This is a genomic window from Thermosynechococcus sp. GLH187 (genome assembly GCF_031583395.1).
Taxonomy (GTDB): Bacteria; Cyanobacteriota; Cyanobacteriia; order Thermosynechococcales; family Thermosynechococcaceae; genus Thermosynechococcus.
This window is the reverse complement of the sequence record NZ_CP134175.1, coordinates 1,142,600-1,157,269: the sequence shown is the minus strand read 5'-3', so window position 1 is coordinate 1,157,269 and position 14,670 is coordinate 1,142,600. Positions and strand designations below refer to the sequence as shown.

The following is a 14,670-nucleotide window of genomic DNA, read 5'->3' as shown; positions in this document are numbered from 1 at the left end:
TGTTAGGCTGAGAATTATGAAAGAATTATGAAAATGGAAAATGCAATGCGACAACTGAGTTGGTTATTGGTGGGAGTACTCGTAGTGGGGGGATGTGCCGCTCTTGCGCCTGAGCAGCGGGAAACAACTGGTCAAATGCAAACCGACCGGGATGAACGCCCCTTGGTGCTGACCACGTTTACAGTCCTTGCGGATATGGCGCAGCAGGTGGCGGGCGATCGCCTGCGAGTGGAATCCCTCCTTAAACCGGGAGCTGAAGTCCACAGCTATGAATTTACTCCCAGTGACTTGGTGCGGGGGCAGGAAGCGGCTCTCATTTTAGAAAATGGCCTTGGCCTCGAACGCTGGGGCGATCGCTTCTACAACAGCCTACCGAATGTGCCCCGCGTCACGCTCACAGAGGGGATTACCCCCATTCCCATTCAAGAGGATGCCTACCGCGGACAACCCAACCCCCATGCTTGGATGTCACCCCAAAATGCCCTGATTTATGTTGACAACATTCGCAAAGCGCTCACAGACCTCGATCCTGCTGGCGCGGAGATCTATGCCGCCAACGCCGCAGCCTATAAAGCCCAAATTCGCGCCCTTGATCAAGAGCTACGTCAAGCCCTAGCAGCCCTCCCCGCCAACAAACGCTACATCGTCACCTGTGAAGGCGCCTTCTCCTACCTAGCGCGGGACTATGACCTTGAGGAAGTGTATCTCTGGCCTGTGAATGCCGATGAGGAAGGGACGCCGCGACAAATGACACGGGTGATTGACATTGTGCGACGGCAACAGATTCCCGCTGTCTTTTGCGAAAGTACGGTTAATGCCGGTCCGCAACAACAGGTGGCGCGGGAGTCTGGCGCCACATTTGGCGGCATTTTCTATGTGGATTCCCTATCGTCCCCTGAGGGCAATGCCCCCACCTATCTTGAGCTCCTGCGCTACAACATCCACACCCTGATTCGCGGTCTCACCGGGAGGACAGCCTCATGATTTCTAGCCCTGCCATTGATTTACAAGATGTGACGGTGGCCTATCATCGCCATCTTGCCCTCCATGGGGCAACGCTGCAACTGCCCGCCGGCACGATCTGTGGGGTGGTGGGCATGAATGGGGCGGGTAAATCCACCCTTTTCAAGGCCATCATGGGGTTTGTCAAGCCGATCCGAGGTCAGGTGCGCATTCATGGCTTACCCCGACAGCAGGTACAACGGCAGTCCTTGGTGGCCTATGTCCCCCAGAGTGAAGATGTGGACTGGCAGTTTCCGCTGCGGGTTTGGGATGTCGTGATGATGGGGCGCTATGGCAAAATGAACTGGCTGCGCCAACCAACCGCGCGCGATCGCCAGCGGGTACGGGAAAGTCTAGAACAGGTGGAATTGTGGCCCTTGCGGCACCGCCAAATTGGCGAACTCTCCGGCGGACAAAAGAAGCGAATGTTCCTTGCCCGCGCCTTTGCCCAAGAAGCACAGGTGTTGCTCTTGGATGAACCCTTTGCGGGTGTGGATGTAAAAACGGAGAAACTGATTATTGATCTCCTCATGGCGGAGCGGGAGAAGGGGCACACGATTCTCATCTCCACCCACGATCTCTCCTCGATTACCACCTTTTGTGATCAGGTGGTGCTGGTGAACCGCAGCATCCTAGCCTATGGCCGCACCAGTGAGGTCTTTACCCCTGAAAATCTCGCGCGAGCCTTCGAGGGATCCCTGCGGATCCCCCGCCGCTGTGACTAGCCCCGACGAATCGGCGTACCACAGGGATAGGTGGCTACAGGTGCTGCAGGGGGCAGGTCTTTCACCTTGTGCTGAAGTTGCGCTTGCAGGTAGAGCTGCTGCAGGCGTTCGACCATTTCGCCTCGGCGATCGTAGAGGCGTTTGAGGGGACGGGGTTGACAGCGATTGAGGCAGTAGGCGGTAAGGATGGGAAGAGCGATCGTGCTATCGGTGTAGCAGACCACGGTATCCCGCAACCCTTGGGGATCCACCTTGCCCCAACTGACGGCTTCACTGGGCACAGCGCCCGAGAGGCCACCCGTATCCGGCCGCGCATCGGTAATCTGAATAAAGTAATCGTGCCCCCGTTCCTCTAATCCCAAAACCTCGTGGATCTGTGGCTGGGTTTGCAGCAGGAAGTTTTTCGGACTCCCGCCACCAATAATGAGAGCGGCGCTCTTACCATTTCCTTCAGCGGCTTCGCGGGCAAAGTAGGCAATCGCAGCGGTTTCATTGACATCAATGGCGGGATCAATGATCAGTTTCGACCCTTCGAGGGCGATCGCCGCCACATTCATACCAATGGAGCTATCACCGGGGGAGGAGGTGTAAATGGGCACCCCACACTCATAGGCCGTGGCCAAGAGACAGGAATGGGTTTGTCCCCGCTGCACTTCCAGTTCGCGGACATAGCGCCCTAGGTGATAGTGAAACTCGGCGGTGCCCATGCGGCGTTGGAAGGTTTCACTGCGCAGCACTTGCCGCAAAAAGGCGTCAGTTTCAAGGAGCACATCGTAGTCAAAGATAATGTCATAGATGCGGATTTTGCTTTCCTTGCGCAGTTGCACATCATCGACAAAAGGATGTGCCGCATAGAGATCCATGCCGAGGGCATAGTGAATATCGTGGTAGAGGTTTGCCCCAGTGCTAATAATGTAATCAACAAATCCCGCCCGCACTAAAGGCGCTAAGGCAGAGATGCCCAATCCCGTGGGGGTCATCGCCCCTGAGAGGCTGAGGCCAACCGTCACTTCTGGCTGGAAGACCCGTTGGCTCAGAAGTTGGCAGATTTCCCGCAAGCGTGCCGAGTTGTAGGCCGTAAAGTATTTATCAATAAGTTCTGTTAAGGTGATATTGTCGGGAATGGGTGCAGGGGTAATGGGAGTAGCAAATGCAGACATTGGTCGTTCCTCGCAAGCTAATTCCACAGCAGGGGCAGCCGCCCAGTCAGGAACATTCCTAACCGCAACATGACTAGACCCGCTGAGGGGTGTCTAATGGGTTGAAGTTGTTAAAAACTTGAAGTGCAGTAACAGTGATGAATACGCTCAACACTTCTGATCGACCCAGTTCACACAGGGGTGAACACTTGCAGGCCGATCAGCTCATACTCGGTCCTTCGCAATTATCCACAACCGAGAGTGCAGGGATGGCTGCTCGCCGTTGGCGCAACCCCATTTCGAGATACCAAGTGGTGATGTTGGGATAGCCCATCAACGTCAATTGTTTCACTGTTGACAAGTCCCATGCCCTTACATTACGAGATCACTATAACACTTCATTACCTAATTTGCCGTGCGCCGTGCCTATTATGCTTTTGGTACTTGTTTCACCGTCTTCCTCATTCTCTACCTCTTGCGAGGAACCGGTTGGCTGACGATGCTGCCGGGGGGAATTTTCTTAATCCTTGCGATTGCCAGTTGGTTTACGGGACTTTGGTCGCTGCTCACCTGCTTGAAGCAGCGCTATTGATGCTTTGATAGCCTCGCTTTATAAGGCCACCGCTAGTTGCGGGGATTCTAGGGGCAGCGGTTGCAGGGGGACGGTCGTTGGTGTACTTGGCAATAGGGCGGTACGAAACTGGGGTGAGTTTCCATGCCAAAACTCGGCAAGAAAGGCAGTGGCGTTGTTGGTGACGACATTGACCACAGGATGCAAGCCCAAAAACATGCCGCCAAAGGTAACGGCTAAATTGGGTAGAGAAATCAGGGCAACATTTTGATAGGTTCGCTCTAGGGCATCGCGGGCAATGGCCATGCCACGGCCAAGGGCAGACCAGTCGTCATCCAAGAGAACGACCACTTTGGCATTGGGGGCAAAGGTAGGGGGCTGCCAGCGAATCGGCAACCACGTGGGTTCAGGACAGGAGCAGGTGTCACCAAAGCTAATCCAGCCCACCCGTCGCCGCTTACCCACGAGGTAGGCCTGCAGATCGGTGAAGCGATCGCTCGTGAGATCGGTGGTGCCCTCAAGGGGCGAGCCTTGATCTTGCAGCAGATAGATATGAAGGCCAAGGTGTCGCAATTGCTGAATCAGGATTTGTGCCCGTTGGGGCTGGGGAAGACCTGCGCGAGCATCAATCACCAAGCTCTCTAGTTGTGCCAGTTGCTCTAAAGTACCAGCGGTGGGTAAATAGATCCCCTGTTGCACAGCAAATACCTGCGCCGAGAGCATTACCGTCCGCAGCGACAGTTGCACACCACTGCCAAAGTCAAATTGTAGGGGGGCGATCGCTGGCCCATAGACTCCCGTAGCCAACCAGAGGGCACCACTGAGGGCAAGGGTTGGCAGCACCGCATGGCGCGCAAATTCCCCCTGTTGGTGAGCAAGAGCACTGTCATAGACCGGTTCAGTGTGCAGGAGATCCGTGATCAAGCCAAGGCGTGTTTGCCAGCCAGTACGCACTACCCGCAGCTGGACTTGTCCTGTCAGGATTTGACAGCCGGCATAGAGAGCATCGCCGGGACGACACACCCACACCTGTCGCGAGAATTCAAAATGGGCAGGCTCCACTTCCGCCAATCCAGCAACAACACTGCCATCTACGGGCACAACATCCCCCGGCCGCAGCCACAGGAGATCTCCCACTTGTAACTCCTGACTTTCAATCGTCAGGGAATGTCCTTGGCGTTCCACCGTCAGGTGTTCGTAGTGAGCCATCAAGACACTGGGATATCGATGCAACTGTTGTCGTCGCTGGCGATCGCGCACATCTGCCCGTACCCCCACTAGGGCAGTCTTCAAGGCAGGCGCTAAGAACTGGCCATTGACGGTATGCAGTGCCATCCAGAGGCTATCGAGCAAATCCACATTCGGGGGATGCCCCTGACGCATCTGATGCCCCACCCGCTGAAACCACGGCCAAGCACTGGCCAAGACCGTTGCCCCAACCACCGCGAAGGGCAATTCCAAGGGCACACTGAGGAGCGAGACCCCCAAGGCCACCAAGGGCAGACCCAAGCGTTCCCAATCGGTTTCAAGGCGAGCATCGGCCTCGACTTGTGCTTCGTAATCTTCAAGGGCGATCGCATCCGCAGGAGCCGCACTCTCCGGCAAGGGCTGCGGCATGGCCACCATGGCTTGCTGAAAACAGTGATTCAAACTTTCATAGACCGCCGCTTCATGGAGCAAATGGGGTTGATACTCCACCACCACCGTTGCCGCTTGGGGATTGAGCCGTACCCGCTCGACAATGGCCAAAGACTCCAGCAACTGCACCAATAACTCTCCGTAGGCCGAATCTCGCTGCACACGCGGCACCCGAAATCGCACCCGTCCTGTTGTGGCATGGACAATTTGCTGCTCCATCAACGCTCCCATGAAGTTCAATCAAGACAGGTGACGCACCGTTTCTCGTGTGGCGTAATCCATAAAGCCATAGGCTAATGTTTCCAAAATCATTTCCCACCCTTCAGGTCTCGACAAATCAATACCTCTAACATCTACGATATAGATTGGATTTCCCTCTCGATCAAAAGCAATTGTATTTTCTTTTTCTGCGAAAATTATTTTCGGTGTTAGGCATCCTGTTACTTTTAATTTGTAGCCCGCTTTTTCACATATTTCCTCAAGTGTATAAATCATTTCATAGGAGTAACACCTTTTCTCATATTTTGGCGGTGGTATAAAAACGCGATATAGTTTTCTCATACTTCTAAATCGAGCAAAATTTGACTATTTTTCTGTGTTGACTTACGTAATGCACTTGCTTGTTGAGAATTGTTTTTGCACATTTCTAGATACTTTGAATTATCACTAATTGCCAATTTAATGAGTTTTATTTTTTCTTGATCTAAGTAGTTTTTCAAAATATCAATTCTTGGACTTTTCATCATGTTTAAGATGCGAATAATATCTCGCTTATCTTTATCCCCTTTTGATGAATGAAACCTGTCAGAATAAGCATCTAACTTAAGAATTAATAGATGCTCTAAACACGCACAGGGCAGATTATCAATAACTATTTTTTCTGCATTGACCTCACAAAAGGGTATAGCGAGATGATTATTTCTTTCAACATAGACATCAAATTCCCATCCATTCTTAATGAGCTGATACTTATTTAAGCGCCGGTTTGGTGTGATCTCTTCCAAATCTCGTAAATCTGCAAAATCAATAAGGGAGATGTAGAAGTCTCCATCATGACTGCTTTCAGCAAGATGCAATAGACCTTGGGATTTGCTATGCAGATAAACTGCGATTCCGCCAATAAAAATCGCACCGTCAGGGAACAGTTCAGCTAATTCTTGGCTGGTTTTAAGCAGTTCGTCCATCAGAAGCTTGCCAAAGGTTGTGGTCGTAATCGTACGCTGAGTAAGTCTACCTGTACGATAGCAAACTTGAGTCAAGCCACAAAGTTTTCCAAATAGCCTGTCAATCAGGAGACCATATCAGAAGGCTGTAGATCACTTCCTAGGTTAGAGGGGAGCACCTGAGATCAAAAACGAGCCATTGTCGCTTGACAAATCAAAGTCATAACGATTACACTTTAGGAAGTAAGGTTATGTAGAGGACTCCACCATGCTACCCAACCGTGAAGGGCAACGGGTTCCCGAAGTCACCTTTCGCACCCGTGAAGGCGATCAATGGGTCAATGTCACCACCAATGATTTGTTCAATGGCAAAACCGTTGTTGTGTTTGCTTTGCCGGGCGCTTTCACCCCTACCTGTTCTTCAACCCATCTCCCCGGCTACAACGAATTAGCACCCCTATTTCGTAACTGTGGCGTGGATGATATCCTCTGCATTTCCGTGAATGATGCCTTTGTCATGAATGAGTGGGGCAAAACCCAGCAAGCCGAGAATGTGCGCCTCATTCCCGATGGTAATGGTGAGTTTACCGCCGGTATGGGAATGCTTGTCGATAAGGAAGACCTTGGCTTTGGCAAGCGCTCTTGGCGTTATTCAATGCTGGTGAAGGATGGCGTCATCGAGAAAATGTTCATTGAACCCGAAGAACCCGGCGACCCCTTTAAGGTCTCGGATGCGGAAACGATGCTCTGCTATCTCAACCCCGGCTACAAGCGGCAATGTGTTTCCCTATTTACGAAGCGGGGCTGTCCCTACTGCGCCAACGCCAAAACCATGCTTGCGCAAAAGGGTATTCACTACGATGAGATTGTCATCGGTGAGGCGGCTAGCCTGCGATCGCTCCAAGCAGTGACAGGGGCAACAACGGTTCCTCAAGTCTTTATTGACGGCCAATACATTGGCGGTTCGGAGGCACTGGCAGAGTACCTAGCGACCAATTGTTAAGGATCTTCGCTAAAGCAGCGGCAGGCAAGGATTTCACCCAAAAATGGAGAATGAACTGCCTGCATCCCCGCCATCTATGACAAAGCCACGCTTTTGGACACGCTTTTTTACTGGTGGTGGGGCAGGCACAGTGGCCTTCAATGGCGCAAGATGCCCAAGTACCCCCAGCGGCGGCTGAGATTCAGGAATACCCAGTGATCCTCGATGGCGAAGTTTTGTTTGAGGTGCGTGAAGGCATTGGCTCCTTTACCCCCGAGGAACGGGCGGCAGCGATTCAACGCCGTATCCTGCAAGTGGCAGAGGATGAAGATATTCCCGTTGAGAGCATTACCATCAAAAGAGTGGGCGATCGCGACAATGTCAGCGTGGTTCAAGACAACCGCCCGCTCGTCACCATTACAAAAGCCGATGTGGGCGATCGCCTAGAAACGCAAGAAGAAATAGCGATTGAACTCGCCCAGCGCATTCGTGAGGCCATTACCCGTTATCGCCAAGATCGCGTTCCCCAAAACCTGCTCAAAAATACTGTTTTTGCAGTTTTAACAACGATTCTCACCCTAATCCTCGCGATGACCTATTTTGGACAACTGCCACCGTCATGGTTCCAGACTCAGATTGCCTATGCAGAATTCCTCGACTGGCTACTTGCTAGGCTAGGCTTAGGTAATGTTTGGAGCAGCGGATCATGAGTCTTCTTGGCAATATCATTTGGTTGATCTTTGGCGGCTTCCTGACGGGCATTGGCTATATGCTGGGCGGTGTGACGCTGTGCCTGACGATCATTGGCATTCCCTTTGGGATTAAAGCGATTCAACTGGGTTGGAGTGCTCTATTGCCCTTTGGAAAGCAAATTGTTGAAGCGCCCGATGCCAACAGCACCCTAACGATGATCTTTAATATCCTGTGGCTTTTGGTTGTGGGCTGGGGCATTGCCCTCAATCACCTCTTTTGGGGGTTGCTCTTGGCGGTGACGATTATTGGCCTGCCCTTTGCGCAGCAGCATTTCAAGCTGATGATTTTAGGATTACTACCCTTTGGCCGTGAGTTGAAGTGATTACCAGTAATGGGGGGCTAGGGTGCCCCCTCGATGCTTACGCAAGCTTCAATTGCTGCAACGCAGACTGAAGCGGAAACAGATTGGGTCAGCCAACTGGAAGAAGATTCAACAGAAAGTGGCGAAGCTGCATGAACAGATTGCCCGCACCCGCAGGGACTTTCACTAGCGGGATGAGCGTCACTTGAGGATGCCAAAGTAGTAGGCGGCAACCAAGAAGTTAATGGCCAACAGCAGCACAGCCCAAAAGGTACGGAAAGCGTAGGTGGGTTTTGCAGATTTTGTTGCCATAGTTGACATCCTCTGGATAGGAAACGGCAACCCTATTATACGCCGATAGTCTCCTGTATGCCGAGGGCGACGTGATATACTGCAAATCAAACCTAGCCACGAGCTAGACTGCCTAGGGTATCAAAAAATAATCTAAAGCCCAAGATTGGTCTAAAGGTTGCTAGAGTATATTTTTAAGGCTGCTGATTCGTTATAAGGGTTCTGTTTATGTCCAGTGCATTGTCCGTTACAGATGCCACCTTTGAAGAAGAAGTATTAAATAGCGATATTCCTGTACTGGTAGACTTTTGGGCACCTTGGTGTGGACCCTGCCGCATGGTAGCACCCGTTGTTGATGAAATTGCCAATGAGTACCAGGGCAGAGTCAAGGTTGTCAAGGTGAACACTGACGAAAACTCTAAGGTGGCCACCGACTACGGTATTCGCAGCATCCCGACGCTGATGATTTTCAAGGGCGGCCAAAAGGTGGATATTTTGGTGGGTGCAGTACCCAAAACCAAAATTGAAGCGACCCTTGAGCAGTTCCTGTAGGTCGAATTTGCCCCTACTGCTATGGTTCCTGTTGAGCCAGCGATCGTCATCCATGTCAATGGCACTCCTCACACCCTGAGGCGATCGCTCTCGATTCCAGAACTCTGTGACTTGCTCAATATTCACCCCCGCCTTGTTGCCATTGAATACAATGGTGAGATTTTACATCGGCAGTTTTGGGAAACCACCTATGTGCAGGCGGGCGATCGCTTGGAAATTGTCACGATTGTCGGTGGCGGCTGATGCGCGGGTGGCGATGGCCTCTAATTGCGCTACTGGTTTGTCTATGCACCCTCAGCCTCGGAAGCTGTGCTGGCCTAATTACGCCGCGTGGCAACCAATTGGTGACCGCCGTCACCTCAGACCCAAAAACCTTTAACTATGCCCTGAGCCAAGAGTCCCCCAATGTCTTTAGCTACCTTTATACAGGGTTAATTCAAGAAAATGGCCTCACGGGTGAGCTGGAGCCAGCCCTCGCTGAATCTTGGCAAATTAAGCCTGAAACCCTCGAGATTGTCTTTCAACTCAAGCCGAATCTGAAATGGTCGGATGGGATGCCCCTCACCAGTGAGGATGTGGTCTTCACCTACAATGAGATCTATTTCAATCCTGAGATTCCCACCAGTAGCCGCGATATTCTCCGTATTGGCCAGAAGGGGCTGCTGCCCGAAGTGACCGCCCAAGGCGATCGCCAAGTGACGTTTAAGCTCCCTGAACCCTTTGCGCCGTTTTTACGCAATACTGGCTTGCCGATTTTACCCGCCCATCTGCTGCGGCAAGCGGTACGAGAACGGGATAGCCAAGGGCGGTTGAAGTTTTTGTCCATGTGGGGAACTGATACGGATCCACGGCAAATTGTTGGCAATGGCCCTTTTGTCATGGATCGCTATGTGAATAGCCAGCGGTTGATTTTTCGGCGCAATCCCTTCTACTGGCGATCGCCCCTGCCCCATCTGGAACGCTTTATTTGGCAAATTGTGGAATCCACCGACACCGCCATGCTGCAATTTCGCTCGGGCGGTCTGGATCTATTTGCCGTCACCCCTGAGATGTTTTCCCTCCTCAAGCGGGAAGAAAAGCGCGGCCAGTTTCGCATCTACAACAGTGGGCCGAGTCCCAATACCCTTTTCCTTTCCTTTAATCTCAATCGCGGTCGCCGCAATGGCAAGCCCCTTGTGGATCCCGTGAAGTCCGAGTGGTTTAACGATGTGCGGTTCCGTCAGGCAGTGGCCTATGCCCTCGATCGCCAGCGGATGATTAACAACATCTACCAAGGCCTAGGGGCACCCCAACATTCCACCATTCCCGTCCAAAGCCCCTTTTACTTCTCCCCAGAGCAGGGACTGCCCACCTACCGTTACGATGTGGCCAAAGCCAAGGCATTACTGCAAGAGGCAGGCTTCCGCTACGACAATCAAGGTCGCCTCTTTGACGCTCAAGGGAACCGCGTCCGCTTTTCACTGATTACCAATGCGGGCAACAAAATCCGTGAGGCGATAGCGACACAAATTCAGCAGGACTTGGGGGCGATCGGCATGCAGGTGGATCTGCAATTTTTGGCCTTTGGCACCCTCGTGGATCGTCTCTCCAATTCCCTAGAGTGGGAAGCCCATATCCTCGGTTTTACGGGGGGTGGCAATGAACCCAATAGCGGTGCCAATATCTGGCGCGTGGATGGCCTTTTGCATACGTTCAATCAGCAACCGGCACCCAACCAACCGCCGATCACGGGTCGAGTGGTGGCCGACTGGGAGCAGCGCATTAGTGATCTCTATGTGCAGGGAGCACAGGAACTCAATCTAGAACGCCGCAAGCAAATCTACGCCGAAGCCCAGCGGCTGGCTCAGGAATATCTCCCCTTTATCTACTTGGTGAATCCCCTCTCCCTCACGGCTTTTCGCAATCATGTGGTGGGCGCGAATCCCACGGCGCTGGGGGGTGCCCTGTGGAATCTCGATGAACTGAAAGTGGAAATGGCAGCCATGGATTAGGCCTCTTCGGGTTTGGTCTCCGGTGGCACTTCGGTTCGGTTGTCTGCGGCTAACTGTACCTTGGCCTGTTGCCATAGGGCTTCCAGTTCTTCTAGGGTGTAAGTTTCAAGGGGGCGATCGATGGCCGCCTCAATACACTCCAAGCGTTGGATAAAGCGTTGGTAGGTTTGTTGCAGGGCATTCACAGGATCTAGTTGGCACCAGCGGGCAAGGTTAATCACACTAAAGAGCAGGTCTCCCAATTCCGCAGCCTGTTGCTCGGCATTCCCTTGTAGAAGCGCCTCCTGAAACTCCGCCAGCTCCTCGTAAAATTTCTCCCATGCACCGCTAATGGTTGGCCAATCTAGGCCAGCGCGACTGGCTCGCTCACCAATTTTCATACCCGCCATCAGGGGGGGCAGGGTACGGGCATAGCGTTGCAGCTTTTGACTCAGGGGGAGGCGGTCTTCAGTCCCTTTTTCAGCCGCTTTGATTTGCTCCCATTGATCGCGCACCTCTTGCGCAGTGGTGAGTGCCACTTCACCAAAGACATGGGGATGGCGGCGGATCAGCTTATCGGTAATCCCTTGAATAACTTGGGCGAGGGTAAATTGATCGGCTTCTTGAGCCAGTTGACTCTGGAGCACGACTTGCAGCAACAGGTCTCCCAATTCTTCGGCGATCGCCCCGGTGTCTCCCTCTTGAAGGGCATGGACAACTTCATAGGCCTCCTCAAGAACGTAGGGAATGAGGGTAGTGGGTGTTTGCTGCAAATCCCAAGGGCAGCCTCGCTCAGGATGGCGCAGTTCTCGAACCACGTCAATCAAGCGTTGAAACTGAATCAGTGCCTCTGGTAGGGGGGGTGGCAGATACAGTTGTAGCGGGCAGGTGGCCTCTGTTAGTTCTGCCAATTCGCCAAGGGTGAGGAGTGTGCTCTGGTGTTGGGCGTCAATGAGTGTCAAGGGTGTCTCTAAAGGCCAGTGGTGGCGGAGGTGGTGTGCTAAGCGGTGGGCGATCGCCAGCGTCGGAATCTCCGTAATCAGACCCCCTTCAGGCAATTCTGTTGCTTCTGCCAAGACAGTTGCCGCCGACAAAACAGTTAAGGACATGGCCATAGGCGCAATCACTGGACGCTGCATCACGATTGTTTGCCTATCATCGCCAATTTCCTGATGTTCTTGCTAGGGGTCTCCTAAATGTTGCCCGTCAGGTGGCTGCCCTTAGGGTCAATTGAAAGGAGATAAACTAAGTGTAACGAAACATTTCTTTAGGCTAATCATGGCAGATTTTCTGTTGCGAGCAACGGCTGCGGCTGAAGGCATCCGTGCCGTGGGCGTCATTACCACTCAACTCACCGATGAAGCCCGCCAACGCCACCAACTCTCCTACGTTGCCACGGCTGCTTTGGGACGAACCATGGCCGCTGGCTTAATTCTCGCCTCTAGTTTCAAACAGCCCCAAGCACGGGTGAATGTGCGCATTCAAGGCAATGGCCCCCTAGGAACGGTTTTCGCGGATGCGGGTGCCGATGGCACGGTTCGCGGCTATGTGCAGTATCCCAGTGTTGAACTGCCCCCCAATGCCAAGGGCAAACTGGACGTGGGTGCGGCAGTGGGGCGTCAGGGGTATCTCTACGTCATCCACGATCTTGGCTACGGCTATCCCTATTCCAGTACGGTGGAGCTTGTCTCCGGGGAAATTGCCGAAGATGTCACCTACTACCTCGCCACTTCAGAGCAAACCCCCTCAGCCCTGATGTTAGGCGTTTTTGTTGAAGAGGCCGGGGTGACTGCCGCCGGTGGGTTGATGTTACAGGTGCTACCCAAAGCTGCCAATGATGAACACCTGATCGCCACCCTTGAAGAACGGGTGGCCAATCTCAAGGGCTTTACACCCCTGCTACAGGCGGGGCGGACACTGCCAGATATCTTTCAGGAACTCCTTGGGGATATGGACTTGCAACTCTTGCCCCAACGGCAAATGGTGCGCTTCCACTGTGGCTGTTCCCATGAACGGATGCTAGCGGCACTCAAGCTCCTAGGGGAGGCAGAATTAAAGGATATTCTAGCCACAGAGGCGAAGGCGGAAGCCACCTGTCAGTTCTGTAATGCTGTCTATTGGGCGGATCAGCCGATGTTGGAACAGTTGATTGCGGAGTTGGCCACTGCCTCAGTCTAAACCCTTGTTTCTGAGGAGTTTGCGTCATGTCCAGTGTGGTTGCGACTGCCCAACCCCCGTTGCATTTTCTCCCCCAGCGGTTTAGCTATCCAGTTTGGTGGACGGCGGCACGGCTCCTGCCCTTTTACATCCGCTACGGCCTTGGTCTCAATCGGGTGGAAGGGGTGAATGTCGAGACCCTTGCCCGTTATTACGAGCAGTTTCAGCGGGGACAGGTGCGGCTCCTCATTGCCTTTCGCCATCCTTGTACGGATGATCCTTTGGTGATGGGCTATTTGATGTGGCATCTATTGCCGCAAACAGCACGGCGGCTGGGCATTCGCTTGCGTCACCCCACGAATGGTTATTTTCTCTACGATCGCGGGATTCCCCTCTGGGCAGGGGAGCAAATTGGTTGGCTCTTCTCACGGTTGGGGGGGATTTCCATCATGCGCGGCAAGCTCGATAGCCAAGCCCTGCGATCGGCACGGGAGTTACTCTTGGAGGGACGATTTCCCCTAGCAGCAGCGCCGGAGGGGGCAACGAATGAACACAATGAACTGGTCGCACCTTTAGAGCCGGGCGTGGCACAACTGGGATTTTGGTGTCTGGAAGATTTGACGAAGGCGGGGCGATCGCTCCCTGTGGTCATTCTCCCCGTTGGCATTCAGTACAGCCTCAGTCAGCCCTCTTGGGAACGCATGGCCATGCTGATGGCACAACTGGAGAACCGCCTTGGCTGCCCCACCAATTCTCAGAGTACCGAACCGCAGGACCTCTACCGCCGCCTGCTCAATTTAGCGATGCACCTGCTGGATCGCCTAGAGACCTTTTATGCCACGTCCTACCGCCAAGATTTTCCCGAACTGCCCCCCTTTGACTCCCCCAATGCCGAATTGGCAGCACGGATTCAGCGACTCCTCAACAGTGCCCTTGTAGTGGCAGAGTCCTACTTTGGTCTTAAGGCCAGTGAAGATTTTGTGAGTCGCTGCCGACGGATTGAACAGGCCGCTTGGGAACGGATGTTTCGCGGTGATTTGGCACAACTGTCTGCCGTAGAGCGCTGTTTAGCCGATTGGTTGGCCGAGGAAGCCAATGTGCGATTACGTCATATGCGTCTTGCGGAGCGATTTACCTCGATTACGGGTAGCTATATCCGTGAGAAATTCACGATTGATCGCTTTGCCGATGTGGCACTGATCCTCTGGCGGACGTTTGATTGGTTAGAGGGAAAAAGCCCCAATGTGAATCGCTTGGTGGGCTTGCGGCAGGTGCGCCTCAGTGTCGGAGACCCCCTCAATTTAGAGAGCTATTGGCCGCTGTATCGTCGCGATCGCCAAGGGGCACGACAGGCCGTTAAGGAAGTCACTGACCAGATTCGCCAGCAATTTGAAGCGCTAATTGTGCCTACGGATTCTTAGAGGGA

At 53.1% G+C, this 14,670-nt stretch carries 18 protein-coding genes; 11 read left to right on the top strand and 7 right to left on the bottom strand.

Annotated elements, in window-relative coordinates; all coding sequences use genetic code 11:
• The first annotated feature begins 33 nt into the window (after positions 1 to 33).
• Positions 34 to 984 (top strand): metal ABC transporter substrate-binding protein, encoded by a 951-nt coding sequence (locus RHI63_RS05395; RefSeq protein ID WP_310744929.1) that lies wholly within the window; start codon positions 34 to 36, stop codon positions 982 to 984.
• The gene (locus RHI63_RS05390; RefSeq protein WP_302679049.1) at positions 981 to 1,727 is read left to right on the top strand and encodes a metal ABC transporter ATP-binding protein; all 747 of its coding nucleotides are present in this window, start codon (positions 981 to 983) and stop codon (positions 1,725 to 1,727) included. The genes RHI63_RS05395 and RHI63_RS05390 overlap by 4 nt, the downstream gene beginning before the upstream one ends.
• On the opposite strand, the gene speY is transcribed toward RHI63_RS05390, so the two are convergent.
• Both speY and RHI63_RS05380 read right to left on the bottom strand, forming a co-directional pair.
• Positions 1,724 to 2,887: a homospermidine biosynthesis protein gene (gene speY, locus RHI63_RS05385; protein WP_149817679.1), complete on the bottom strand. Its 1,164-nt coding sequence runs from the start codon at positions 2,885 to 2,887 to the stop codon at positions 1,724 to 1,726. The two genes, RHI63_RS05390 and speY, sit on opposite strands and share 4 nt — an antisense overlap.
• 199 nt (positions 2,888 to 3,086) lie before the next feature.
• Positions 3,087 to 3,218 carry a hypothetical protein gene (locus RHI63_RS05380; protein WP_255451698.1) on the bottom strand — a complete coding sequence of 44 codons (132 nt, stop codon included), beginning with the start codon at positions 3,216 to 3,218 and terminating at the stop codon, positions 3,087 to 3,089.
• A gap of 63 nt (positions 3,219 to 3,281) precedes the next feature.
• Between RHI63_RS05380 and RHI63_RS05375 the strand changes: the two genes are divergently transcribed.
• Positions 3,282 to 3,458, top strand: coding sequence for a hypothetical protein (locus RHI63_RS05375; RefSeq protein WP_310821977.1), 177 nt, complete (start codon positions 3,282 to 3,284; stop codon positions 3,456 to 3,458).
• A gap of 18 nt (positions 3,459 to 3,476) precedes the next feature.
• Here RHI63_RS05375 and RHI63_RS05370 read toward each other — a convergent pair whose 3' ends face one another.
• The 3 genes from RHI63_RS05370 to RHI63_RS05360 form a co-directional block, all read right to left on the bottom strand.
• Positions 3,477 to 5,294, bottom strand: coding sequence for an HMA2 domain-containing protein (locus RHI63_RS05370; protein WP_310821976.1), 1,818 nt, complete (start codon positions 5,292 to 5,294; stop codon positions 3,477 to 3,479).
• Between the two features lie 21 nt (positions 5,295 to 5,315).
• Complete coding sequence (locus tag RHI63_RS05365; RefSeq protein WP_206201399.1) at positions 5,316 to 5,570, bottom strand: hypothetical protein; 255 nt, start codon at positions 5,568 to 5,570, stop codon at positions 5,316 to 5,318.
• Between the two features lie 62 nt (positions 5,571 to 5,632).
• Entirely contained in the window at positions 5,633 to 6,259 is a 627-nt protein-coding gene (locus tag RHI63_RS05360; RefSeq protein WP_206201398.1) for a hypothetical protein, read from the bottom strand.
• A 247-nt stretch (positions 6,260 to 6,506) separates the two neighbouring features.
• Here RHI63_RS05360 and RHI63_RS05355 point away from each other — a divergent pair, with 247 nt between their 5' ends.
• The 3 genes from RHI63_RS05355 (at position 6,507) to RHI63_RS05345 (ending at position 8,295) form a co-directional block, all read left to right on the top strand.
• A complete protein-coding gene (locus RHI63_RS05355) occupies positions 6,507 to 7,241 on the top strand; it encodes a glutathione peroxidase (RefSeq protein WP_206201397.1) in 735 nt (244 codons plus the stop codon).
• Positions 7,242 to 7,354: 113 nt separating this feature from the next.
• Positions 7,355 to 7,930 carry a hypothetical protein gene (locus RHI63_RS05350; RefSeq protein ID WP_310821975.1) on the top strand — a complete coding sequence of 192 codons (576 nt, stop codon included), beginning with the start codon at positions 7,355 to 7,357 and terminating at the stop codon, positions 7,928 to 7,930.
• Complete coding sequence (locus RHI63_RS05345) at positions 7,927 to 8,295, top strand: YccF domain-containing protein (protein WP_206201395.1); 369 nt, start codon at positions 7,927 to 7,929, stop codon at positions 8,293 to 8,295. Before RHI63_RS05350 ends, RHI63_RS05345 begins: the two co-directional genes overlap by 4 nt.
• A gap of 180 nt (positions 8,296 to 8,475) precedes the next feature.
• On the opposite strand, the gene psaX is transcribed toward RHI63_RS05345, so the two are convergent.
• Complete coding sequence (psaX, locus tag RHI63_RS05340; protein ID WP_081711791.1) at positions 8,476 to 8,586, bottom strand: photosystem I protein PsaX; 111 nt, start codon at positions 8,584 to 8,586, stop codon at positions 8,476 to 8,478.
• A 207-nt stretch (positions 8,587 to 8,793) separates the two neighbouring features.
• On the opposite strand from psaX, the gene trxA reads away from it, so the two are divergent.
• The 3 genes from trxA to RHI63_RS05325 are packed head-to-tail and all read left to right on the top strand — an operon-like array spanning position 8,794 to position 11,108.
• Entirely contained in the window at positions 8,794 to 9,117 is a 324-nt protein-coding gene (gene trxA, locus RHI63_RS05335) for a thioredoxin (RefSeq protein ID WP_310801613.1), read from the top strand.
• A 21-nt stretch (positions 9,118 to 9,138) separates the two neighbouring features.
• Positions 9,139 to 9,360, top strand: a complete 222-nt coding sequence (gene thiS, locus RHI63_RS05330) for a sulfur carrier protein ThiS (protein WP_302679041.1) — start codon at positions 9,139 to 9,141, stop codon at positions 9,358 to 9,360.
• Positions 9,360 to 11,108, top strand: a complete 1,749-nt coding sequence (locus tag RHI63_RS05325; protein WP_302679040.1) for an ABC transporter substrate-binding protein — start codon at positions 9,360 to 9,362, stop codon at positions 11,106 to 11,108. The genes thiS and RHI63_RS05325 overlap by 1 nt, the downstream gene beginning before the upstream one ends.
• Here the strand turns inward: RHI63_RS05325 and mazG are convergent.
• On the bottom strand, positions 11,105 to 12,226 hold the full coding sequence (gene mazG / locus RHI63_RS05320; protein WP_310743544.1) for a nucleoside triphosphate pyrophosphohydrolase: 1,122 nt from the start codon (positions 12,224 to 12,226) through the stop codon (positions 11,105 to 11,107). The two genes, RHI63_RS05325 and mazG, sit on opposite strands and share 4 nt — an antisense overlap.
• A 139-nt stretch (positions 12,227 to 12,365) precedes the next feature.
• On the opposite strand from mazG, the gene hslO reads away from it, so the two are divergent.
• Positions 12,366 to 13,265, top strand: a complete 900-nt coding sequence (gene hslO, locus RHI63_RS05315) for an Hsp33 family molecular chaperone HslO (protein WP_206201392.1) — start codon at positions 12,366 to 12,368, stop codon at positions 13,263 to 13,265.
• A gap of 26 nt (positions 13,266 to 13,291) precedes the next feature.
• Entirely contained in the window at positions 13,292 to 14,665 is a 1,374-nt protein-coding gene (locus RHI63_RS05310) for a 1-acyl-sn-glycerol-3-phosphate acyltransferase (protein WP_206201391.1), read from the top strand.
• Positions 14,666 to 14,670 lie beyond the last annotated feature (5 nt).